This is a genomic window from Octadecabacter dasysiphoniae, from assembly GCF_021532615.1.
In the GTDB taxonomy this organism is placed as follows: Bacteria; Pseudomonadota; Alphaproteobacteria; order Rhodobacterales; family Rhodobacteraceae; genus Octadecabacter; species Octadecabacter dasysiphoniae.
In genome coordinates, this window is the sequence record NZ_JAKGAQ010000001.1 from 382,088 (window position 1) to 405,859 (window position 23,772).

General features: G+C 57.5%; 24 protein-coding genes. 13 read left to right on the forward strand and 11 right to left on the reverse strand.

Annotation, left to right across the window (positions count from 1 at the left end):
- Positions 1-122: 122 nt before the first annotated feature.
- The 10 genes from L0664_RS01825 to tldD form a co-directional block, all read right to left on the reverse strand.
- A complete protein-coding gene (locus L0664_RS01825) occupies positions 123-860 on the reverse strand; it encodes an SDR family NAD(P)-dependent oxidoreductase (protein WP_235223918.1) in 738 nt (245 codons plus the stop codon).
- The gene (locus tag L0664_RS01830) at positions 860-2,143 is read right to left on the reverse strand and encodes an FAD-binding oxidoreductase (protein ID WP_235223919.1); all 1,284 of its coding nucleotides are present in this window, start codon (positions 2,141-2,143) and stop codon (positions 860-862) included. The genes L0664_RS01825 and L0664_RS01830 overlap by 1 nt, the downstream gene beginning before the upstream one ends.
- The gene (locus tag L0664_RS01835; RefSeq protein ID WP_235223920.1) at positions 2,140-3,147 is read right to left on the reverse strand and encodes a lysylphosphatidylglycerol synthase transmembrane domain-containing protein; all 1,008 of its coding nucleotides are present in this window, start codon (positions 3,145-3,147) and stop codon (positions 2,140-2,142) included. Before L0664_RS01835 ends, L0664_RS01830 begins: the two co-directional genes overlap by 4 nt.
- Before the next feature lie 111 nt (positions 3,148-3,258).
- A complete protein-coding gene (locus tag L0664_RS01840; protein ID WP_235223921.1) occupies positions 3,259-3,549 on the reverse strand; it encodes a GNAT family N-acetyltransferase in 291 nt (96 codons plus the stop codon).
- Positions 3,542-4,165, reverse strand: a complete 624-nt coding sequence (locus tag L0664_RS01845; RefSeq protein ID WP_235224881.1) for a 3-oxoacid CoA-transferase subunit B — start codon at positions 4,163-4,165, stop codon at positions 3,542-3,544. Before L0664_RS01845 ends, L0664_RS01840 begins: the two co-directional genes overlap by 8 nt.
- The gene (locus L0664_RS01850; protein ID WP_235223922.1) at positions 4,162-4,878 is read right to left on the reverse strand and encodes a CoA transferase subunit A; all 717 of its coding nucleotides are present in this window, start codon (positions 4,876-4,878) and stop codon (positions 4,162-4,164) included. Before L0664_RS01850 ends, L0664_RS01845 begins: the two co-directional genes overlap by 4 nt.
- A 98-nt stretch (positions 4,879-4,976) precedes the next feature.
- Positions 4,977-7,619, reverse strand: coding sequence for a type I DNA topoisomerase (topA, locus tag L0664_RS01855; protein WP_235223923.1), 2,643 nt, complete (start codon positions 7,617-7,619; stop codon positions 4,977-4,979).
- A 127-nt stretch (positions 7,620-7,746) separates the two neighbouring features.
- Positions 7,747-8,877 carry a DNA-processing protein DprA gene (gene dprA, locus L0664_RS01860; RefSeq protein ID WP_235223924.1) on the reverse strand — a complete coding sequence of 377 codons (1,131 nt, stop codon included), beginning with the start codon at positions 8,875-8,877 and terminating at the stop codon, positions 7,747-7,749.
- A 67-nt stretch (positions 8,878-8,944) separates the two neighbouring features.
- On the reverse strand, positions 8,945-9,445 hold the full coding sequence (locus L0664_RS01865) for a hypothetical protein (RefSeq protein ID WP_235223925.1): 501 nt from the start codon (positions 9,443-9,445) through the stop codon (positions 8,945-8,947).
- A 56-nt stretch (positions 9,446-9,501) separates the two neighbouring features.
- Positions 9,502-10,923, reverse strand: a complete 1,422-nt coding sequence (gene tldD, locus L0664_RS01870) for a metalloprotease TldD (RefSeq protein ID WP_235223926.1) — start codon at positions 10,921-10,923, stop codon at positions 9,502-9,504.
- Positions 10,924-11,114: 191 nt separating this feature from the next.
- On the opposite strand from tldD, the gene coxB reads away from it, so the two are divergent.
- The 12 genes from coxB to L0664_RS01930 all read left to right on the forward strand — a co-directional run bounded on the left by coxB (position 11,115) and on the right by L0664_RS01930 (position 21,887).
- On the forward strand, positions 11,115-11,969 hold the full coding sequence (gene coxB / locus L0664_RS01875) for a cytochrome c oxidase subunit II (RefSeq protein WP_235223927.1): 855 nt from the start codon (positions 11,115-11,117) through the stop codon (positions 11,967-11,969).
- A gap of 39 nt (positions 11,970-12,008) precedes the next feature.
- Positions 12,009-12,950, forward strand: coding sequence for a heme o synthase (cyoE, locus tag L0664_RS01880; RefSeq protein ID WP_235223928.1), 942 nt, complete (start codon positions 12,009-12,011; stop codon positions 12,948-12,950).
- A 1-nt stretch (position 12,951) separates the two neighbouring features.
- Entirely contained in the window at positions 12,952-13,200 is a 249-nt protein-coding gene (locus tag L0664_RS01885; protein WP_235223929.1) for a hypothetical protein, read from the forward strand.
- Positions 13,197-13,799 (forward strand): cytochrome c oxidase assembly protein, encoded by a 603-nt coding sequence (locus L0664_RS01890; RefSeq protein WP_235223930.1) that lies wholly within the window; start codon positions 13,197-13,199, stop codon positions 13,797-13,799. The genes L0664_RS01885 and L0664_RS01890 overlap by 4 nt, the downstream gene beginning before the upstream one ends.
- Positions 13,800-13,826: 27 nt before the next feature.
- Positions 13,827-14,630, forward strand: a complete 804-nt coding sequence (locus L0664_RS01895; RefSeq protein ID WP_235223931.1) for a cytochrome c oxidase subunit 3 — start codon at positions 13,827-13,829, stop codon at positions 14,628-14,630.
- 82 nt (positions 14,631-14,712) lie between these two features.
- Positions 14,713-15,378 (forward strand): SURF1 family protein, encoded by a 666-nt coding sequence (locus tag L0664_RS01900; protein ID WP_235223932.1) that lies wholly within the window; start codon positions 14,713-14,715, stop codon positions 15,376-15,378.
- A gap of 1 nt (position 15,379) precedes the next feature.
- Positions 15,380-16,768: a threonine synthase gene (thrC, locus tag L0664_RS01905; protein WP_235223933.1), complete on the forward strand. Its 1,389-nt coding sequence runs from the start codon at positions 15,380-15,382 to the stop codon at positions 16,766-16,768.
- A complete protein-coding gene (locus L0664_RS01910) occupies positions 16,765-18,030 on the forward strand; it encodes a M16 family metallopeptidase (protein ID WP_235223934.1) in 1,266 nt (421 codons plus the stop codon). The genes thrC and L0664_RS01910 overlap by 4 nt, the downstream gene beginning before the upstream one ends.
- Complete coding sequence (locus L0664_RS01915) at positions 18,030-18,614, forward strand: GNAT family N-acetyltransferase (RefSeq protein ID WP_235223935.1); 585 nt, start codon at positions 18,030-18,032, stop codon at positions 18,612-18,614. The genes L0664_RS01910 and L0664_RS01915 overlap by 1 nt, the downstream gene beginning before the upstream one ends.
- Before the next feature lie 122 nt (positions 18,615-18,736).
- Complete coding sequence (locus L0664_RS01920; protein WP_235223936.1) at positions 18,737-20,143, forward strand: FAD-binding oxidoreductase; 1,407 nt, start codon at positions 18,737-18,739, stop codon at positions 20,141-20,143.
- Between the two features lie 71 nt (positions 20,144-20,214).
- Positions 20,215-21,453, forward strand: a complete 1,239-nt coding sequence (locus L0664_RS01925; protein ID WP_235223937.1) for an aspartate kinase — start codon at positions 20,215-20,217, stop codon at positions 21,451-21,453.
- Positions 21,450-21,887: a GNAT family N-acetyltransferase gene (locus L0664_RS01930; protein WP_235223938.1), complete on the forward strand. Its 438-nt coding sequence runs from the start codon at positions 21,450-21,452 to the stop codon at positions 21,885-21,887. The genes L0664_RS01925 and L0664_RS01930 overlap by 4 nt, the downstream gene beginning before the upstream one ends.
- Here the strand turns inward: L0664_RS01930 and L0664_RS01935 are convergent.
- Entirely contained in the window at positions 21,884-22,669 is a 786-nt protein-coding gene (locus tag L0664_RS01935; protein ID WP_235223939.1) for a LysR family transcriptional regulator, read from the reverse strand. The two genes, L0664_RS01930 and L0664_RS01935, sit on opposite strands and share 4 nt — an antisense overlap.
- 80 nt (positions 22,670-22,749) lie before the next feature.
- On the opposite strand from L0664_RS01935, the gene L0664_RS01940 reads away from it, so the two are divergent.
- A complete protein-coding gene (locus tag L0664_RS01940; protein WP_235223940.1) occupies positions 22,750-23,733 on the forward strand; it encodes an aldo/keto reductase in 984 nt (327 codons plus the stop codon).
- Positions 23,734-23,772 lie beyond the last annotated feature (39 nt).

Consider the following 23,772-nt stretch of genomic DNA (forward strand, 5'->3'; position numbering starts at 1 on the left):
TCTAAATATTCCGGGGGAGCGAAGCGGGGGCAGAGCCCCTCTTTCTTCCTTGCGCACGCGTTAGCGTGCGCGCCCCGCCCGCCGCAGGCGCAAGCACGCCCGCCGCAGGCGCTGATCAAAGATCAGATCGACATCTTTTTAAAGATCGGCTCGGGGATCAATTTGATGATTGTCATAACCGGCCACCAGATCAGCTTGGTGTAAAGAACATTGCGTTTTTTGGCCAAGGCCTTGTGAATATCCGCAACAACCGCATCTGCCGTCGTCATGAACGGCTGTTTGCCAAGCCCAGCGGTCATCGCCGTATCAACGGGGCCCGGTTTGACGGTCAGCACATGAACACCGTGACGGCCAAGCGCATTGCGCAGGCCAGACAGATAGGTCGCAAACCCGGCCTTCGCAGCGCCGTAAACATAATTTCCGACCCGTCCGCGATCACCCGCAACGGACCCAACACCGACAATCGCGCCGTCGCCTTGGGCTTCCATCAGTGGCGCAAGCATTTGCAAGAACCGCGCAGGCCCCGTGAGGCTGTCTGTGATCGTCCCGTCAATAAGGCTTGGATCTGCATCGATGGCGTCCTGCGCGGGCATCGAGCCCACGAAGACCGCACAGGACACGGTGCCACCCGTGGCCACTGCCGTATCAACAATCTGCTGAAAGGTCGCGGGATCACGGGCATCAAACATCACAGGCGTCGCACCCGCGGCACCGCGCGCGGATGCATCTGCGGCAGTTGCGTCCAGATCGTCCATCCGACGACCAGCAAGAATCACATGTGCGCCGGTTTCGGCGACCGAACGGGTGAAGGCCTTCGCGATGGTCGAGCTCGCGCCAAGAATAATCCAAGTGTCGTTCATCATATTGTCCTTAGGTCCAATCGGCGTGTCATGTCGGTTTGAAGGTGCCCGTCTGGATCGGCTTTCGCCACCGTGCGGGCCCATTTGGGGGTGTCAGGATACATGGCCTTGATCGCATCACCGGATGAAAGAGCATCTTTGGCGAGGTACAAACGACCACCCGCAGCCACAGTCGCCGCCTCGAGTTTTGCAATCAGGCGGCGGGCCTGTGGTCGGTTCGGGAAATCCACGGCCAGCGTATAGCCTTCCATCGGAAAAGACATATAGCCTTCGCGCCCTTCACCCATGCGTTTGAGAACCGCAAGAGGGGAGGCAAGGCCGGAGCGCGCAATCATTTTCATCATGTCGCGCAGTGCGCCGGATTGATCCAGCGGAACAACGCATTGAAACTGGTGAAACCCGCGTTTTCCATAAAGGCGGTTCCAGTCGTGAATTTTATCGAGCGGAAAGAAAAAGTCCTGAATTGTGCGCACGACCGTGCGACCTGACTTCGGGACGCGGCGGTAATATGCAGCGTTAAACGCTTTGACGATGGGGCCAGACAACGCCCAATGGGGCGCATCCATCGGAATTTTCTTGGTGCCGCGCGCGGACGGGCGCAGCCCTCTGCAGGTTTCGCCTTCTTCGACGATCCCACGGCCCAAGGCATCGCCCGTCGCGGTCGCGTCAATCCAGCCAACAGTGTAGGGCGCGTCGGACGCATCCAGCAGTGCGATGTGGTGGTCCCAATCGGTTGCACGCCGCTCGGACACCAACATCATGTCGCCGCGTGCGCGTGTCAGTTGTAGGGTTGCCTGTGCGATGATGCCGGTCTGGCCCAAGCCGCCGCACGTGGCCTTCCACAGCGCGCCGGATTTTGGTGTGATTTTGCGCGGCTTGTCCTGAATCAACGTGATGGCTGTCACGTGCCGACAAAACGACCCTGCGATATGGTGGTTCTTGCCATGCACGTCCATCGCGATGGCCCCGCCGACCGTGGCAAATCCTGTACCGGGCATCACGGCGGGCAACCAGCCTTGTGGGGCCAGCAATCGGGCAAGTTCGCCCAAGGTAATCCCGGCCTCAACCGTCAGCACACCTGTTTCACGATCAAATGCGATGATGCGGTCCAGCCGTGTCATGTCCATAGCCGTACCACCGCTGTTCAGGGGCGCATCGCCGTAAGACCTTCGGTTGCCTGTCGCGGGCGCATCCGCCTTCAGTGCCGATGGGGTATCGGGGCGGGTCAATATGCCCTTGGCGCGCAATGCGCGGCCCCAACCTGTGTATTCGGTTTCGCTCATGTGCGTGCAGCCGTGTTGGACATCCGTTCAGCCAGCGGAAAGATCGCAAGACCAATCAGGATCGCAAACCAAAGCGTCGTCAGGCGGATGACGGCTGTGGCGGGGATGGACACATCAAGCGGAACACCTTCAAGGGACAGCAGCGCGACCATCGCAGCCTCCGCCCCGCCAACGCCACCAGGTGCACCCGTCAGTCCACCTGCAAGGGTGGCGAAGGTGAAAATAGCGATGGCTTTGGCCAAACCGATATCAGCCCCCATCCACATCAACAAAAGATGGAATGCGTAGCCTTCGGCGATCCAACCGATCAGGCCCAGCCCAAGGGCCGCCGCCATGATGGGACCACTGGAAAAGATACCCAAGCTGCGTGCCGCAGTGCGAATTCGGGCCATAAGGCGTGGGAATTTTCCGATCACTCGGTACAGGGTCGTGACGCAACCTGCCAGAAGTGTGGGGCGCGTGGCCACAAAAGCAGCCGCAAGCGCGAGGATCGCGACAGGCGTTGCCATGGCAATGCCGCCCGCCGACAACGCAAGGCCACCCGCAAGGATTAGGCCCATCGCCGCAAGGTCCGACGCACGATCCATAAGCACAAGCGGTGCTGTGCGTTCAACAGCCCAGCCCGTTTCACGCTTGAGCCAACGCATGCGGATCAGCTCGCCCACGCGGCCCGGTGTGACCGACATCGCGAAGCCACCCAAGAAATGGCGCAAGTCCTGCACAAAGGTCGTTGGCAGTCCAAGCCGGTTGGAAAACAAATGCCAACGCGCGCCGCGAAACAGATAATTCACGAGGCTCAGCGCCAGCAGGATAAGAAATTGGTTGAGGCTGAGCTGCATCAACTGATGTTTGGTTTCTTCCCACCCCGTGGCCGCAGCCAATCCGGCAAGACCTGCAATCACAAACGCAAAAAGTGCCCCCAAAAGGGCAATGTCACGCCATCTTCGCCCCGTGCCTTTCGGGACCGGGGGAGGGGCGATATTCGTCGGGTTTGCACTGCTCATGCTCATCCTTTCGCGATTAGCGACAGAATAGGGCGAGACTATGGCTTTGTATCCGTTTGGGAAACGATTTTACGTGGAATTCACCAAATCAAGCGCTTTGGCGCCTTCGCGCTAGATCGAAAAGTAGTCTGACCATTCCGGATGTTTGGCGCGCTGGGCGTTCACATAAGGGCACAGTGGTACGATTTTATAGCCTTGCGATTTGGCGTCTTCGATCAGATGTAGCATTAATTTATAAGCGTATCCGTGCCCTTCGAGCGCCTTTGGCACGGACGTATGATCGGCGATGCGCAGGCGCGGGGACAGGATGGAAAATGTCAGTTCTGCCTCACCTTCGGGCGTGGCAATGACAAAGCGGCCCTTAGAGCCGCTTTGTTCTTCGGAGATACTGGGATCAGACAATCGTCGCTTCTGTTGCGGCGCGCAGTTCGTCCTCGGTCACGCCATCAGCGCATTCCACGATCTTCAACCCACCTTCTACGACGTCCAACACGCCGAGGTTCGTGATAATGCGGTCAACCACACCTTTGCCAGTGAGAGGAAGGGTGCATTCGCGCAGCAACTTGCTGTCACCGTGTTTGTTGGTGTGATCCATCACGACAATCACGCGGCCAACACCTGCAACCAGATCCATCGCGCCGCCCATACCTTTGACGAGCTTGCCGGGGATCATCCAGTTGGCCAGATCACCCTTTTCGTCAACTTCCATCGCGCCAAGGATCGCGGCTGCGATTTTGCCGCCACGGATCATGCCAAAGGATTGCGCGGAATCAAAATAGGACGTGCGGCGCAATTCCGTGATCGTCTGTTTGCCTGCGTTGATCAGATCAGGGTTTTCGTCGCCCGCAAAAGGAAACGGCCCCATGCCAAGCATGCCGTTTTCGGATTGCAGCGTAATATCTTTGTCGCCCACGTAATTTGCCACAAGCGTCGGGATGCCGATGCCGAGGTTTACGTACCAGCCATCTTCGAGTTCGTCCGCCGCGCGCGCGGCCATTTGATTGCGATCCCACATTATGACTTCTCCCGAACGGTGCGCTGTTCGATGCGCTTTTCGTGGTCGCCCTGAATAATGCGGTGCACATAAATACCGGGCAGGTGGATGGCGTCGGGGTCTAGCGATCCGACGGGCACGATTTCTTCGACTTCAACAACGCAGGTCTTACCGCACATGGCTGCGGGCGGGTTGAAGTTACGGGCGGTTTTGCGGAACACTAGGTTGCCGGTTTCGTCCGCTTTCCACGCCTTCACGATGGCCAGATCGGCAAAGATGCCTTCTTCCATGATGTAGGTTTCCGGCGCGCCGTCTGGCCCCGTCGGGAAATCTTTGTGTTCTTTGCCGTCCGCAATAACCGTTCCGACGCCTGTCTTGGTGTAAAAACCCGGGATGCCACAGCCGCCTGATCGCATGCGTTCGGCCAGTGTGCCTTGGGGGTTAAATTCCAGCTCAAGCTCTCCAGACAGATACTGGCGCATGAATTCGGCGTTTTCACCGACATAGGAACTGATCATCTTTTTGACTTGGCGCGTTTGCAGCAAGATACCGATGCCAAAATCGTCAACGCCCGCGTTGTTGGACGCAAACGTCAGATCCTTCGTGCCCGCGTCCTTAATCGCGCTGAGCAGCAGTTCCGGAATACCGCACAGGCCAAAGCCACCCGCCGCGATGAACATGCCATCCTGCAACAGCCCATCGAGCGCTGCGGCGGCGTTTGGATAGATTTTCTGCATAAAACCCCCTGTAAAGTTGCCGTATTGATACGTGCGGCGGCGGGGGTGTCAATGCAAATGCTGCGATGCGGCGCCGATTTTGCAACCGGTTGCATTAATTATGCCTTTTTCGCAGGTTTCTTTTTGGCAGCGGGTTTCTTCGCAGCTGGCTTTTTTGCACTGGCTTTTTTGGCGGGCGCTTTTTTCTTGGCAGGTGCCTTGCGGGCGACCTTTTTGCCTGCTTTTGCTGCACGCTCTTCGATCAACGTGACGGCCTGTGACAGTGTCAGGTCTGCGACCTCAACCGTGTCAGGGATCGTGGCGTTGATCTTGTCCCATTTCACGTAAGGCCCGTATTTGCCGTCAAACACGTTCACAGGGCCGCCCACATCGGGGTGTTCGCCGAGTTCACGGATCGGCACCGCCGCTTTGCCACGTTGTCCACGGCTGGCGACCTTTGCGGCCAACAGTTCAACCGCGTGGTTCATCCCGACGGTAAACACATCCTCAAGGGTTTCGAGGTTCGCGTTCGTGCCGCCACGTTCAGATGTGGATTCTGCGTGCTTCAAATAGGGGCCATAGCGCCCGATATTGGCAAAAACATTCACGCCGTCTTCCGGGTGGGTGCCAATAAAGCGGGGCAGCGATAGCAATCTGACAGCTGTTTCCAGCGTGATGTCTTCGGGGGGCCATTCCTTGGGAATCGACTGACGGTTGGGTTTCGGGTTGTCGTCCGTGACCTCACCGCGCTGGGCATAGGGGCCGAAACGACCCTTATGAATCCAGATGTTATCGCCGTCATCCTGACCAAGGTTTTTACCCTCTGGCGGGATGCCGGATGTGTCTTCTGCGCCGGGGGGGCCAAAGGCGCGGGTGTATTTGCATTCCGGATAGTTGGAACAGCCGATGAAAGCGCCACCAGAACGTGCGGTGCGCATGGACAAACGGCCTTCACCACAGTTTGGGCAGAGGCGTGGATCGGTGCCTTCTTCATTGGGCGGGAAGATGTGCGGCGCGAGGACATCGTTAATCTTTTCAAGGACTTCTGTGATGGAATTGTCCATCGCTTCGTCAATCGTGACTTTGAAATCGACCCAGAAATCAGACAAGACTTTCTTGTAATCCGCATCCCCGGCGGACACGTGATCCAGTTCTTCCTCCAGCGACGCGGTGTAATCGTAGCCGACATATTTGCGGAAATAATTGGTCAGAAACGCCGTGACCAACCGCCCTTTATCTTCCGGGATCAGGCGGTTTTTCTCTTTGCGAACGTATTCGCGATCCTGAATTGTCGTCACAATTGAGGCATATGTAGACGGGCGCCCAATGCCGAGCTCTTCCATGCGTTTGACCAACGTGGCCTCGGTATAGCGGGGCGGCGGTTGGGTGAAATGCTGTTCCGGCGTGACAGAGGTTTTGCCGATCGCCTCGCCTTGGGCAACCTGGGGTAGACGTTTGTCGTCGTCATCGGTGAGCTTGTCATCCTCGACGTCATCGCGGCCTTCTTCATAGACTCGCAAAAATCCGTCAAACAGAACAACCTGACCCGTCGCCCGCAGTTCGACCTGACCATCCGCAGACCCGATATCGACGGTTGTGCGTTCCATCCGCGCCGCTTCCATCTGGCTGGAAATGGTGCGTTTGTAGATCAGATCGTACAGTTTTCGCTGGTCCGGATCGGCGATCTTTGCTTCTTCTGCGGACAGCATCAAATCAGTCGGGCGCACGCATTCGTGGGCCTCTTGGGCGTTTTTAGCTTTGTTTTTATAGATGCGTGGCTTTGCGGGGACGTAATCTTTGCCGAATTTCGCAGCGATTGCTTCGCGTGCAGCGGTCACGGCTTCGGGGGCCATGTCGATGCCGTCGGTTCGCATGTATGTGATCAAGCCTGCTTCGTACAAACGCTGGGCGGCGTTCATCGTCATGCGCGCGCCAAAACCGAATTTGCGCGATGCCTCTTGTTGCAAGGTCGATGTCATGAACGGCGCGGACGGGTTGCGGTTGGCAGGTTTGGCTTCGACTGATTTGACCGTCAGATCGCGCGATTGCACGGCCTGTTGGGCCAGTTCCGCCTGCGTCGCGTTCTCAAGATCGAACTTATCGAGCTTTTTACCCGCCAAAACGGTCAAACGCGCATCAACAGTCTGGTTGCGCGGGGTCGTAAGCTGCGCTTTGACGGACCAATATTCGCGGTTGTTGAACGCCTCGATCTCCATCTCGCGCTCAACGATGATGCGCAGGGTGACCGATTGCACGCGGCCCGCAGATTTCGCGCCGGGCAGGCGGCGCCACAAAACCGGGGACAGCTTAAAGCCCACCAGATAATCAAGTGCGCGGCGCGCCAAATAGGCGTCCACCAGCGGCTGGTCGACGATGCGCGGGTTTTTCATCGCCTCGGTGACGGCGGTTTTGGTGATCGCGTTGAACACAACGCGCGAAACGGGCGTGTCTTTCTTGATGACTTTACGTTTGCGCAATGCCTCTTCGAGGTGCCAGCTGATTGCCTCTCCTTCGCGGTCCGGGTCGGTCGCGAGGATCAATTCGTTGTCGTTTGCCAGTGCATCGGCGATGGCTTTGATGTGCTTTTTGCTGTCGCTCGCGACTTCCCAAAGCATGTCAAAGTCGTTGTCCGGGTCTACTGATCCGTCTTTGGGGGGCAGGTCACGGACGTGTCCATAGGACGCCAAAACAGTATAGTCTGACCCCAAATACTTGTTGATTGTCTTGGCCTTAGCCGGAGATTCGACGACAACAACAGGCATGGTAATCCTTTCAAAACACACGGCGTTCGTGGTCCGGCAAAATGTGGGGGGGCTTGGGGGATTGTCAATGAGGCATCTGAGGCGATGCTAATTTAGCCGCCCAAATGCCGCGTATTTGACTGAAGGATTACACAGCGCAGGCCAACATTCCCCCCGCTTGACGGATGACTTTGCCGTCAAGTTCGAGGTCGACCAACACTGGCGCCACGGCGGTGGCGGCTGCCCCAAGGCTGCGGATCAGCTGATCTTCGGCCATGGGCGCGGGGCTGAGACGTGACAGGATTTCATCATGCAAGACGGCCGTTTCGCGCAAGGATCGTGGCGGCGCAGGCGTGTCGAGCGGTAATTCCGGCGCGACTGTTTTCGGATCACCGATATGATCGAGAATATCGCGTACACCGCGCACGAGCGTCGCACCGTCACGGATTAACATGTTGCACCCCGACGCGCGCGCATCAAACGGATGCCCCGGCACGGCCAGCACATCACGGCCCTGATCAAGTGCCGTGCGTGCCGTGATCAGGCTGCCCGATTTCGCGGCGGCCTCGATGACAACGGTTGCTTGCGACATGCCCGAAATGATCCGGTTGCGCGCGACAAAATGGCGGGCTTGCGGTTGCAGGCCGATCGGTTGGTCCGAAATGCGCAGGCCGACGCTGCCGATCGATTGAGCAAGTTTTGCGTTTTCGGCAGGGTACAGCACGTCAACACCACCGGCGACCACGGCGATTGTTCCGGTCTGCAAGGCCCCGTCGTGCGCGGCTGCGTCGACGCCGCGTGCAAGGCCGGATACGACGGTAAAACCCGCTTCACCCAAATCCTGAGCCAGTTTGCGCGCCATGCGCGTCCCGAGTGAGGATGCATTGCGCGCGCCAACCAACGCCACAAGGGGGCGTTCCAACACGGATGTCGTGCCTGTCATCCAAAGCATCACGGGTGCGTCGTCAATTTGGGCAAGGTCCGTGGGAAAGTCGGGATCGCCTTCAAACACAAGGCGGGCTTTGGCGGCGCGCCCGGACTTTAGCTCAGCCAGTACGACGCCCATTGGGCAAATCTGATAATCGGAAACGCCAGAGGCTTTGGCGATATCTGGCAAGGCGTCAAGCGCTGCGATCGCTGTACCATGTTCGCGCAGCAATCGCCGATAGGTCGCAGGACCAACCCGCCGTGAGCGCAACAGACGAAGTCGGGCAATTCGTTCATCTTCCGTGGTGGGTGGGAGTGGGGGGTGAGTGGAAGAGCTGTTGTCCACGATCATCCTGTTCTCCGTCTGTTGCAGAATCAGGTTTAGGGCGTCGAGGTTAACGAGAGGTTATTATTTAGCCTTAAAATTCGGGCTTTTTGACTGGCCGCGTTTCCCACACCGCCAACAGGGCCCAAAACGACGCCCAAATAGACAGTGCGAGGATCGCAATGGCCAGGGTAATATGGGGCAACAACCCGTTTCCGTCTGTCGTCAAATCTCCATTCAACATCACATGAACAACGGGCAGGCCAACAGCCCATGACCCCAAAAGCGCGGTGCCCCAACCTGCCCAGCCCAACATCGCTGCCGCGCGCATTGCCATCACGGCGATGGGTATCATCATCCACGTCACGATGATCGAGGCTGCGACAAACGCCGATACAAACGCGAGATGATCGTTGAGGGTATATCCGCTGCCGTCTTTGGGTGGCCCCGAAAGCGTCGCGCCATGAATGTAGATCATCACCCATCCCATCAACGACGGAACGGCAAGGCCAAAGACAACTGCCAGCAAGGGCCGTGCCCAGCCAACCTCAGCGCCCGAAAGGCGGGGTGTGCGAAACGGGTGGAGAGAGGTCAATCGACATCCTTTGTGTCAGGCGTTCGCACTTTGCACAAAGCAGTCCAACGCCGCATTCAGGTTGCCGCCCCACCCACGGTCAAACCACCGATCATCAGGCTTGGCTGGCCAACGCCCACGGGCACCCATTGGCCGGCTTTGCCACAATTTCCGATACCAGGGTCGAGCGCCATGTCGTTGCCGATGCCGCGGATTTGTTTCAGGGCCGTAGCGCCATCGCCAATAAGGGTCGCGCCTTTGACGGGCGCGCCGACCTGACCATTCTTGACGCGGTAGGCTTCGGTGCAGCTGAACACAAATTTGCCGTTGGTAATGTCGACCTGACCGCCCCCAAATCCGACCGCATAAATACCGTCTTTCAAGCCGGCGAGCATATCTTTCGGGTCTGCGCCCCCGCCCAGCATGTAGGTGTTGGTCATGCGTGGCATCGGGATATGGGCGAAACTTTCGCGCCGCCCGTTGCCTGTTGGTGCGACACCCATCAGGCGCGCGTTCTGGCGGTCTTGCATAAATCCAACCAAGACACCGTCTTCGATCAACACATTTTTGGCGCTGGGCGTGCCTTCGTCGTCAACCGTGATGGACCCGCGCCGATCGGGGATCGTGCCATCATCCAGAACGGTTACGCCCTTCGCAGCGACTTGTTGCCCCATAAGGCCCGCAAACGCAGATGTGCCCTTACGGTTAAAATCCCCTTCAAGCCCATGGCCCACGGCCTCGTGCAGCAGGATACCGGGCCAGCCGGGGCCAAGCAGCACATCCATGACGCCAGCCGGGGCGGGTTCGGCCTCAAGATTGACCAGCGCGATCCGCAAGGCTTCGCGCGCGACGGGTTGCCAGTGGTCCGGCGACGTCAGGCCGATCAGACCCGCACGGCCACCGCCGCCCATGCCACCAGATTCGCGCACACCGTTCTCTTCGACGATGACGCTGATGTTCAGACGCGACATCGGGCGGATGTCAGTGACCAACGTGCCTTCGGGGCGCAAAATCACGACCTCTTGGTGGGACGCGGCGAGGGTCGCGCTGACTTGAACCACGCGCGGATCAAGATCGCGGCAAAACGCGTCAATTTCTTTCAGTAGGTCGATTTTGGCAGGAAACGTGGCTTCTGCGATTGGATCGGCGTCAGTGTAAAGTACGGTGTTGGTGCGCGCTGGACCATCTGCCAGCGTGCCACCACCCGCCCCAACAGCAAGCTGCGTGGTCGCAACGGCGCGGCGCAGTGCATGTTCGTCAATGGTCGTGGAATGGGCATATCCAGCCACTTCGCCGCGCACAGCACGCAGTCCGAACCCTTCGGAGGCGTCATAGCTTGCGGTGCGAATGCGCCCGTCATCAAAGGATAGAACTTCGCTTCGGCGACGTTCCAAGAACAATTCCCCATCATCGGCCCCGTTGGTCGCATCGCGCAACATTGCCAAGGCGCTGTCTTGGTCCAAATTCGTCTCAAACGGGCGGAATGGGTCGTTGCTCATACAGGTTTCCTGACTGGATTGTTTGATTTGGATCAAAAAGCGACCCTTTGACACGGTTACGTCGCTTGAGTTGCTGGAAAGGATATGGGATTACGCTTCGTGAATACAACGGGATTCCGTCAGCGGACCTGTTGAAGGGAATTGTCGATAGCGCGAAATCCGCGCTCACTCACTTAGGGATTGATATGCAAATGATGACTGTTGCAAAACGTCTTGGCCTTGCTGCCGCCACAACGGTTCTGGCGCAGATGGCTTCGGCCCAAACCGCGATTGAAGATCTTGAGATCGTCGGCGCGCCAACACCCGGTGCCACAGGGTTCCAGCCTGCTGCAACGGAACTAATGCGCGATCTGGTCTGGTTGGACGGGTTCCTGTTGGTGATCATCACGATCATTTCGCTGTTCGTCACCGGTCTGATGGCATGGTGCGTCCTGCGCTTTAACGCCAAGCGCAACCCTGAGGCGGCGACATTCACACACAACTCCCCATTGGAAGTTGCATGGACAATCGTCCCGATCGTGATCCTTGTCTTTATCGGCGCGTTTTCCTTGCCGATCCTGTTCAAGCAGCAGGAAATCCCTGAGGGCGACATCAACATCACAGTAACCGGCTATCAGTGGTTCTGGTCCTATGAATACACAGACGAAGACGTTTTCTTTGAAAGCTACATGATCGGTTACAACGAAGGTAACCTGAACGCAGGCATCATCGAACAGTTGGAAGAAGCCGGATATTCCGAAGACGAATTCCGCCTTGCGACGGACACCGCCGTTATTGTGCCTGTGGGTGCGACTGTCGTTATGACCGTGACTGGCGCCGATGTGATCCATTCCTGGACGATCCCTGCATTCGGCGTAAAGCAGGATGCGGTTCCGGGTCGTTTTGCCCAGCTTTGGTTTAACGCAGAGCGTGAAGGCATCTATTTTGGCCAGTGTTCCGAATTGTGCGGCAAAGACCACGCCTACATGCCGATCACCGTTAAGGTCGTTGATCCTGCAGTCTACGAAGAATGGCTTGCAGGCGCGAAAGAAGAATTCCCAGCCTAAACGCTGGGGCTTCCCCTTTTTTGATCGAGGTTCCGGTACATGACTGACGCGACAAATCAGACGCAGACATATGAGGCGCAGATGGGCGATTATTTCGCTCTGATGAAGCCGCGCGTCATGCAACTGGTGGTGTTTACTGCGCTTGTCGGCCTGTTGGTCGCCCCTGTTGGTGTTAACCCATTCATTGGTTTCGTTGCGATTCTGTGCATCGCCGTCGGTGCGGGTGCGTCCGGTGCGTTGAACATGTGGTGGGACGCCGACATTGACGCGGTGATGAAACGCACCGCCAAACGCCCAATCCCGTCGGGTGCCGTACAACCGGGCGAAGCGTTGGGCATTGGTCTTGCCTTGTCAGGTTTTGCAATTGTGCTGCTGTTTCTGGCGACAAATGCCTTAGCCGCCGGCCTGCTTGCGTTCACGATCTTTTTCTACGCGGTTGTCTATTCCATGTGGCTCAAACGCTCGACCCCGCAGAACATCGTTATTGGTGGCGCGGCGGGTGCGTTTCCTCCGATGATCGGTTGGGCCGTTGCGACTGGATCTGTATCCATCGAATCCGTGCTGATGTTCATGTTGATCTTCATGTGGACGCCGCCGCATTTCTGGGCGCTGGCGCTGTTTGTGAAATCTGATTACGGCGATGCTGGTGTTCCGATGTTGACAGAAACACATGGCCGCACCGTGACCCGCAAACACATCATCGCGTATTGTGTTCCGCTTGTGGGTGTCGCGCTTTGGCTTGGCTTTACGTCGATTGGCGGGCCATTTTATCTGCTGGTCGCGCTCGCGCTGAATATCTGGTTCCTGAAAGGGTGCTATGACATCTGGCAGCGCACGGACGCAGACAGCGAAGCAGACAACCACGCCGTTGAAAAGCACACCTTCAAAGTGTCGCTGTATTATCTGTTTGGTCACTTTGGCGCGCTGATGGTCGAGGCGCTCTTTCGTGCCAACGGTCTGACCGCTTGGGCAGGCTGGTAGAATGGCGATCAAAGTCGAACATGAAATCCACGGACGCCGCAAAGGCCGCAACATGGGTGTTGGTCTGTTGTTGCTGGGGATGATCGGCATTGTGTTCGGTTTGACCGTCGTGAAGGTTCTTGGCCTCACTGATATCCGCCAGATGGAAAAATTTGACCACGTGGCCCGCCCACAGCTTGAACCCGGTGCCCTTGAAGCCGCTGAACAGCGCGCAGCCGAGGTCGCCGCAGAAGCGGAGGCAAACCAATGAGCATGAACCCGTTTAACCGCATCCCCGAAGGCCCGAACCGGACAGCCGTGCAAGCGGTCAGCGTTGTAGTGATGATGGGCGCGCTGTCTTGGGCGTCTGTCCCGTTTTATGACTGGTTCTGCCGTGTGACCGGATTTGGTGGCGTTACGAATGTTGCCACAACGGGCAGCGATACAGTTCTGGACCAAACCATCACTGTGCGGTTTGAATCCTCTCTCGCGCGGGACATGCCATGGACGTTCAAGCCCGTGCAGCGTGAAATGGAGGTCCGCATCGGTGAAACTGTGTTGGCCTTCTACGAGGCGACGAACCCCACTGATCAGCCCGTTGCAGGCGCCGCGTCCTACAATGTTGCCCCCTACGAGGCTGGGCAATTCTTCGATAAGATTGATTGCTTCTGTTTTGAACAGCAAATCTTGCAACCGGGCGAGACGATCAACATGCCCGTCACCTTTTTTGTCGACCCCGCGATCGTGGACGACTATGAGGGCAAGTATATCCACACCATTACCTTGGGCTATACGTTCCACCGCAACGACCTGCCCGAAGACATCGAAAACGCTGCACTGACCGTGCCGCAGACCACCGAATTAAACTAAGACCAATACCTTAAGGGAACCTCAGCCATGGCCCACGAAAAGAACCACGATTACCACATCCTGCCCCCGTCGATCTGGCCTTTGATGACGGGCGTTGCCGTTTTCGCCATGTTGTTTGGCGCGGTTTTGTGGATGGACAGCAATGACAACCCCTACCTGTTCTTGATGGGTTTTGTTGGCGTGCTGTATTGCATGTACGCGTGGTGGGCCGAGGTGATCGTCGAAAGCCATCAGGGTGATCACACGCCTGTCGTGCGCATCGGCCTGCGCTACGGTTTCATCATGTTCATCATGTCCGAAGTCATGTTCTTTGCGGCTTGGTTCTGGTCGTTCTTCAAACACGCGATGTACCCGATGGGCCCACAATCCCCGGCGATTGATGGTCAGTTCCCGCCAGCGGGCATTGAAACATTCGACCCTTGGCACCTGCCGCTGATCAACACGTTGATCCTGCTGTGTTCGGGTGCCGCCGCAACATGGGCGCACCACGCACTTGTGCACGAAGACAACCGCGAAGACGTAAAATCCGGCCTGCTTCTGGCTGTCATCCTCGGTATCATCTTTACCGGTTTCCAAGCCTACGAATATAGCCACGCGGCCTTCGGCCTTGCGGGTAACATCTATGGCGCGAACTTCTTTATGGCGACGGGCTTTCACGGCTTCCACGTGGTGATCGGTACGATCTTCTTGTTCGTGTGCTACCTGCGTGTACGCCGCAACCACTTCACCGCCGAAAAGCACATCGGTTTCGAAGCCGCAGCTTGGTACTGGCACTTTGTTGATGTGGTCTGGCTGTTCCTCTTTGCTGCTGTCTACGTCTGGGGCCAGTAAGGCATCTTGACCTGACCTGATTGTGACACGACAAGACGCGCAAGGATTCACACCTTGCGCGTCTTTTTATTTGGGGCACCCCATGCGGAAACTTCTCTTCCCTCTTGTGATCGGTTTGGGCGGCATTGCGGTGCTGCTGTACCTCGCGTTCTGGCAGTTGGACCGGTTGGACTGGAAACTTGGCGTGATTGCAGACATCAACGCGCGCGTGGCGGCTGATCCGGTGCCGCTGCCCGAACAGGTGGATGCAGAGGCTGACAATTATCTAACCGTCATCATGCAGGGCGCCGCAACGGGCGAAGAAATCCGGTTTCTGGACTCCGGCACTGCGGCAGGGACGGGCCACCGCATCATTTCCGCTTTCGAAACGGCTGACGGGCGGCGGGTGATGCTCGATCAGGGATTGCTGCCACTCTATGCGGACGCAGTTGATCCGTTCACAGGTGACGTTACGGTGCAGGGCAATCTGATCTGGCCCGACGATATTTCTGACCAAGCCCCAGAGGGTGATGAATGGTACGCTCGCGATGTTGCGGCAATGGCGCAGGCGCTGAATACGGAACCTGTTTTGGTCGTCCTTTCAGCTGCGTCGCAATATGATGACCGTTTGACGCCCTTGGCCGTGGACACCCGCAACATTAAGAACGACCATCTGGAATACGCGATCACATGGTTCTTGCTGGCAGTGGTCTGGTTGTCGATGACGATGTTCTATACGGCGCGATCCATGCGCAAAAAGGAAGACTGATATGAAATATGTCTCAACCCGTGGGGCGGCGCCCGAACTGACGTTCGAACAGGCGATGATGACAGGCCTTGCGCGCGACGGTGGATTGTATGTGCCCGACGTGATCCCGACCCTAAGCCACGATCAGATCGCTGCGATGGCGGGCCAATCCTATGAGGATATTGCGTTTACGGTCATGCGCCCGTTCATTGGCGAAACCTTTACGGATGACGAATTTCGCGGACTGATCGATGCGGCCTATGCAGGGTTCAGCCACGCGGCCCGTGCGCCTCTCAAGCAGCTTGATAGCAATCATTTCTTGCTTGAACTGTTTCACGGTCCGACGCTCGCGTTCAAAGACTTTGCCATGCAGTTGATCGGGCAAATGTTCCAGGCCTCCCTGACGCGGTCGGGCAAGCGCATCACGATTGTCGGGGCGACGTCCGGTGATACTGGGTCTGCGGCGATTGAGGCGTTTCGCGGGCTGACGAACGTCGATGTCTTTATCCTATTCCCCCATGGCCGCGTGTCCGAAGTCCAGCGTCGTCAAATGACGACACCTGTTGAATCCAACGTTCACGCGCTGGCGATGGATGGCGATTTCGATGATTGCCAAGCCACGCTTAAGGACATGTTCAACGATTTTGACTTCCGCGACGGTGTGAACCTCGCGGGTGTGAATTCGATCAATTGGGGCCGGGTTTTGGCGCAAGTTGTCTACTTCTTCAGCTCTGCTGTTTCCGTCGGCGCGCCGCACCGCCCCGTCAATTTCACCGTGCCGACAGGTAACTTTGGGGACATCTTTGCAGGCTACATCGCCAAACGCATGGGCCTGCCCATTGACCAACTGGTGATTGCCACGAACCAGAACGACATTTTGCACCGCACGCTGGAAACGGGCGCGCAAACCAAAGAAGGCGTCACGCCATCCATCAGCCCGTCGATGGATATTCAGGTGTCGTCGAATTTTGAACGCGCATTGTTTGACGCCTATGGGCGCGATGGCAGTGTCGTTGCTGAACAGATGGACGAACTGAAGACCAAAGGCGCGTTTACTATCAGCCAAGGTGCCATCGAAATGCTGCGCGACACGTTTGCATCCGGCCGTGCATCAGAGGATGAAACCTATGCCGCAATCACGGGGGAGCTAACCCGATCAGGAGAGCTTTTGTGCCCGCACAGCGCCGTTGGTGTAAAAGTGGCCGAGGCGTTTCAATCCGCCACACCGATGATCACATTGGCCACCGCACACCCAGCCAAATTCCCTGCCGCAGTTGAAAAAGCGACGGGCCAGCACCCCCCATTACCACCGCACATGGCCGATCTTTATGAACGCGACGAACGTATCACGCGGGTCGCAAACGATCTGGCCGCATTGCAATCATTGATCAAGGAGCGGATCGCCAAGTGACCGTCCAATTACACACGCTCTCTAACGGGTTCCGCATCGTCACCGAACAAATGCCAGGTCTGAAATCCGCATCCATCGGGATTTGGGTGACGGCGGGCGGGCGCCACGAACGCCCCGAGCAAAACGGCATTGCACATTTTCTTGAACATATGGCGTTCAAGGGCACCAAGCGGCGCAGTGCGTTGCAAATCGCCGAAGCGATCGAAGATGTGGGCGGATACATCAACGCCTATACATCGCGCGAAATGACAGCCTATTACGCGCGGGTTTTGGAAAACGATGTACCGCTGGCGTTGGATGTCATTGCAGACATCTTGTTGAACCCGACATTTGATGAAAGCGAGATTGAGGTTGAGCGCGGGGTGATTTTGCAAGAAATCGGCCAAGCCCTCGACACGCCAGACGACATAATTTTTGACTGGCTCCAGGAAGAGGCGTTTCCCGATCAGGCGATTGGCCGCACAATCCTGGGCCCAACCGAACGCGTCAGCAGCTTTTCACGTGCAGATCTGTCAGATTTTGTGGGGGAACATTATGGCCCCGACCAGATGATTTTGTCCGCTGCAGGGGCGGTTGATCCTGACGAATTGCTTGCCTTGGCGGAAAAGCTGTTTGGTCATCTACCGCCACGATCCATACCCAATGCCGCGCAGCCCGCGGCCTTCGCGGGTGGTGAAAAGCGCGTGTTGAAAGGGCTTGAACAAGCGCATTTCGCGCTCGCGTTTGAAGGACCGGATTATCGCGACCCCGGCATCTATGCCGCGCAAATCCATGCAATTGCGATGGGCGGGGGCATGTCGTCGCGCCTGTTTCAGGAACTGCGCGAAAATCGCGGACTGTGTTATACGATCTTCGCCCAGGCGGGTGCCTACGCAGACACAGGCATGATGACGGTTTATGCTGGCACATCATCCGAACAATTGGGCGAACTGGCGACCCTGACCATCGACGAGATGAAACGCGCCGCCGACGACATGAGCGCACAAGAAGTGGCGCGCGCACGGGCCCAAATGAAGGCTGGGATGTTGATGGGGCTGGAAAGCCCATCCAACCGCGCAGAACGGCTGGCGCGTATGGTCGCAATCTGGGGCGAAGTGCCAACGATTGAAGACACGATCGAGCGTATTGACGCCGTGACGACAGGGGATGTGCGCAGCTTTGGCGAAGGTCTGATCACGAACGCAGGGTCTGCGATGGCGCTTTATGGTCCTGTGGATGATGCACCCGCGCTGGAGGCATTGCGGCGTAGGCTGGCTGCATAATGCTGCGGAACCGTAACAAAATCAGGCTCGAGACGGAGCGCTTGACGTTGCGCCCGCCCGCACATGCGGATTTTCGTCAATGGGCCGCACTGAGACAGGACTCCAAAGCGTTCCTGACACATTGGGAACCGACTTGGGCGCCAGATCATCTAACGCGCAAGAGTTTCACCAATCGGGTCTATTGGGCACAGCGTTCCATTGCCGCAGGTACAGCAGTGCCTTTGTTTATCGTGCGACGCAGCGATGAGACCGTAATGGGGGCGATCACGCTTGATCATATCCGGCGCGGGCCCGCCCAAGCAGGGACGACCGGATACTGGATCGGTGAAGCGCATGCGCGTCAGGGATATATGCGCGAGGCGATCGAGGCTGTCGTGCATTACGCATTTACCACGCTAGACCTGAGCCGGATCGAAGCGGGGTGTTTGCCGGAAAACACACCGTCGCGTGGATTGTTGGAGAGCTGCGGCTACAAGTATGAAGGCGTGGCGCAGGCCTATTTGCAAATCAACGGACGGTGGCGGAATCATGTTTTATACGCCAACTTGCGCCATGATCGACGTGGTAAGACGGACGTGGGATGACCTTTGGTCAGCGCGTGCCGCGGGCGGGGGCGCCCCTGCGGGGCACATATAGGGGCTCTGCCCCTCGGCCTGCGGCCTCACCCCAGAATATTTAGAAACCAAAGACAACAGGAGCGGCTGAGATGGTTTTGCAAGAAGCGAACGGTGCGTTTTTGGACCATCTAAAGGCGATTTTGCCTGCAGCTGCGTTTGCCGCCGATCCGGCAGGTTTTCTGACGGAGCCGCGCGGGCGGTGGAGCGGGCGCGGTGTCGTGGTGTCACCGGCCAGCGTTGATGAAATGTCGGTGGTGATGGGCGCGTGTCATGGCGCACAGGTGCCCGTGGTGCCCTATTCGGGCGGTACAGGATTGGTCGGGGGCCAAATTGTCGAAGATTTGGTGCCTGTGGTTGTGTCCCTTGCGCGGATGAATCGTGTGCGCGGGGTTTACGCAGACGAGAATGTGATGGAGGTCGATGCGGGCGTCATTCTGGCCGATGTGCAGGCCGCCGCAGCGGACGTGGGCCGGTTGTTTCCATTGTCGTTGGCGTCTGAAGGATCGGCGCGCATTGGTGGATTGTTGGCGACCAATGCCGGTGGGTTGAATGTGATCCGCTATGGAAATGCACGCGCGCAGGTTCTGGGGGTGGAAGTGGTGCTTGCTGATGGGACCATCTGGAACGGGATGAGCCGTCTGCGCAAAGACAACACCGGATATGATCTGCGTGATCTTATGATCGGGTCCGAGGGGACGCTGGGTATTATCACAGGGGCATCGCTGCGTATGATGCCACGTCCCGCACAGGAGGCGACGGCGATGTTTGTGGTGCCGTCCCCAAAGGCGGCGGTGTCGCTTTTGGCTTTGGCGGGTGAACACCTTGGCGAAACGGTGACAGCGTTTGAACTGATCCATCGGCAGGGCTTTGATTTCCTAGAGGAGGCGGGGCTGGCCTACAAAGCACCGTTCAAAGATGTGCCTGAATGGTCTGTCTTGATGAAGGTGGGGCTGCCAAAGGGCCAATCGGCGCAAGGCGCGTTGGAGGCGTTGTTTGAAGCGGCTGGCGATCTGGTACTGGATGGCGTGATCGCGCAATCCAGTCAGCAGGCCCGCGATTTGTGGAACATTCGTGAAACCATACCGGAAGGCAATCGCCGGATCGGATCTGTGTCGTCCCATGATATTTCCGTACCCATTTCCTGCGTGCCCACGTTTATCGAACGCGCCCCCGCAATCATTGCCGAAATCGGGGAATTCAGGATCAATTGCTTTGGCCATTTGGGCGACGGAAACCTGCATTATAATGTGTTCCCCCAAAAAGGGCGCACGCGCGCGGATCATGAAAATCAGCGCGATGTGATCAAAACGGCGGTGCATGATCTGGCCCATTCGTTTGGCGGGTCTGTCAGTGCCGAACATGGGATTGGTCGCCTTAAGGTGGCTGATTTGGAAACGTATGGTGATCCCGCAAAGCTGGCGATGATGCGTGCGATCAAGGATGCGCTGGACCCGCGTGGCATTATGAATCCTGGCGCAGTCCTGCGCGCCTTGTAAATCACGGGCGGTGTTGCGCCTGCGTCCGTAGCGCCGTAAGAGGGCGCGGACTAAGATTTTAGGACAGACCCATGCCCGTTTTGGTGATGAAATTTGGTGGCACAAGCGTTGCGACCGTGGACAAGATCAAGCGCGCGGCCAAGAAGGTCGGCGTGGAGGTGGCCAAGGGCTACGATGTGATTGTTATTGTGTCGGCCATGTCCGGTGAGACGAATAAGCTGGTTGGTTTTGTCAATGACACGTCGCCCCTGTATGATGCGCGCGAATATGATGCGATTGTGTCCAGTGGTGAAAACGTGACGGCGGGCTTGATGGCGCTGACGTTGCAGGAAATGGACGTGCCCGCGCGCAGTTGGCAAGGCTGGCAGGTTCCGGTGATGACGACCAGTGCGCACAGTTCGGCGCGGATCGAAGAAATCCCAACCGATAATATCAACGCCAAGTTTGGCGAAGGTATGAAGGTGGCCGTCGTTGCAGGGTTCCAAGGCGTCAGCCCCGAAGGACGTATTACAACGCTGGGGCGCGGCGGGTCTGATACGACTGCCGTGGCCTTTGCAGCAGCGTTTGAGGCAGATCGTTGTGATATCTATACCGACGTGGACGGGGTTTACACGACAGACCCTCGAGTGACCGACAAGGCCCGCAAGCTCGATAAAATCGCGTTTGAGGAAATGTTGGAATTGGCGTCACTGGGCGCGAAAGTCTTGCAGACCCGCAGCGTGGAATTGGCGATGCGATACAAGGTGCGCCTGCGCGTGCTTTCATCATTTGAAGAACAATCTGACACGGCGGGAACGCTTGTGTGTGCGGAGGAAGAAATCATGGAATCCAATGTGGTAGCAGGCGTCGCGTTCAGCCGTGACGAAGCGAAAATGACCCTGATTTCGGTGGCCGACCGCCCCGGAATTGCCGCCGCGATCTTTGGCCCACTGGCCGAGGCGGGTGTGAACGTTGACATGATTGTTCAGAACATCTCTGAGGAAGGCCGCACGGACATGACGTTCAGCTGCCCCATCGATCAAGTGGCGCGCGCGCAAAAAGCGATGGACGAAGCCAAGGCGCGTGACGACATCAACTTCCACGATCTTGTGGCTGATACGGATGTTGCCAAAGTGTCTATCGTCGGCATCGGAATGCGATCCCATGCGGGTGTGGCTGCAAAAATGTTTGCGACCCTGCGCGATGAAGGCGTGAACATCAAAGTCATCACCACATCCGAAATCAAGACATCCGTTTTGATTGATCGCAAGTACATGGAATTGGCGGTTCAAGCGCTGCACGACGCGTTCGAGCTTGAAAAAGCGGCATGATTGTTCGCGCTGCCACGGATGCGGATCGCCCGGAGTGGGACGCATTGTATGACGCCTATGCGCAGTTCTACGAGGTTCCCCAAACGCCAGAAATGCGCGCAAAGGTCTGGGGTTGGATTGCCGATCCTGCCAATGAAGTGAACGCCTTTGTGGCGGACGCTGATGGCGTGCTTGTCGGTATTGCCCACTACCGCGCGTTTATGCGGCCGCTGGCGGCGGCGTCGGGCCTTTTTCTTGATGATTTGTTCGTGTCACCTGCGGCGCGCGGGTCTGGTGCTGCGGCTGCGTTGATTGGCGCGGTAAAGGATGCGGCAAAATCGCAGGGCCATTCCGTTGTGCGCTGGATCACGGCCGCTGACAATGCGCGGGCGCGGGGGCTTTATGACAAAGTCGCGCAAGCGGGCGACTGGGTGACCTACGACATCAACGTCTAGAGTTTCAGAACACTGACAAGGCGGTCAATCGTGCGCCGAACCTCGGGAATAAAGCGGTCTGTATTGTGGCTGACGACCCACTGATCGTGGGTCAGGGCGGCAATATCACGGCTTTGGCGGGTTAGGTTTGGTTCAGTTTCACCGATAAATGTAGGCAACACCGCCTGCGCTGCCCCTGCGCGGGCAAGGTCGAGCGCATGGGTTGGGTGCGTCACCTCGATCGTGCCATGTGGTGCGTTGTCTTTGACCCAAGCCGCCGAAGGTGTCGCCCCGACCACCTGAACCCAAGGCGTGCCCGCTTGCCCATAGCGCGCGAATTTGATCGAGGCGACCCGTTGACCCGCAAGGCCGACGTGATCGGGGCGATGATTGCGCACGCCGATCAAGGCCTCGCGGTGTGGAATATCAAGCACGTGATCTGCCGCCACAAACCGCAACGTCACATTGTTCTGCGCAAGGGCAGCCGCGTTTTCGCACAGCAATCGTGTCGTCCAGACCCCCGCTGAAATCTTGACCAAACGATTGTCGCGCGCTGTGGTCATCCCATCGATTTGCCCGGCAAGCCCTGTAGTCTGGTGCAATAATTCTGTGCCCTGCGTGGTCAGGTCATAACCCTTGGCATGGCGCACAAACAGCTCCTGCCTGAGGGCGCGTTCAAGCGTCAGCATACGCCGCCCCAATGTCGGCGCGCTTAGGCCTGTCGTGCTGGCAGCGCCGGACAATCCGCCCGCATTTGCCACGGCGATAAACAGACGCAGATCGTCCCAGTTCATTTCATTCATGTTCTTATCATTACATATTCAATCATTTTTGTAATGGCTTTGTCCTGCGATGATGGCGTTCTAATCACGAGGAGACCATCATGAAAATATCATCAGACACCCCGCGTCTTGGCCTTGGCTGTTGGCCGCTTAGTGGGCCGTTCTATCAAGGCAACCGTGCTTTGGGTTATGCTAACGCTGACCCCGCCGAAAGCCTGCGTGCACTTGATGCCGCTTATGCCAATGGCATCCGGATTTTCGATACGGCCGCTGTCTATGGCGCCGGAAAAGGAGAACGTCTGGTCGGGGCGTCCATCGCGCAAAAACCGGACACGACCATCATCAGCAAAATAGGGCTGAAATTTGATGAGGACAGCGAACAACTGATCGGTCCGGACAGTGATCCGGCCAACGTGATGGCCGCGATTGACGCCTGTTTGGCGCGTCTGAACTGTGATCATATCGATTTGATGTTGCTGCACCAAAACGAACTGCCTGTGGAAGACGCCGCGCCCCTTTTCGACGCGATGGAGGCTGCCCGCCAAGCGGGTAAAATCGGCACCTTTGGGTGGAGTACGGATTTTCCCGACAGCGTCGCGGCGATGGCCCCGCGCGATGGATTTAGTGCGGTTGAACACGCCATGCATGTTTTCCTGCCCGCGAGCGATGTCAGAAAAGAAATTGAAAACAATGGCTTGATATCGCTTGCGCGGTCTCCCTTGGCGATGGGGCTGCTGTCGGGGAAATACGGCGCATCGACGAAATTGGCGCAGGACGACGTGCGCACGGGCGATGAAGATTACAACGACTACTACGTCGATGGCCGTGCTAACCCTAAATACCTTGATCAGATTGCGACGGTGCGTGATTTGCTGCAAACGGGCGGGCGTAGTCTGGTTCAAGGCGCATTGGGATGGGTTATGGCCGCAGGGGGAACCACGGTGCCATTGCCCGGTGCACGCACCGTGGCGCAAGTTGAAGAAAACGCCAAAGCCTTGGTGCATGGCCCGCTGCCGGATCAGATCATCGCAGATATCGAAGCGGTATTGACCCGCCCAACAGAAGGACCAGCGCGAGCGCGGTAAATGTCACAACCCTGTCGTGTGTTCGCCATTGCGACCCCG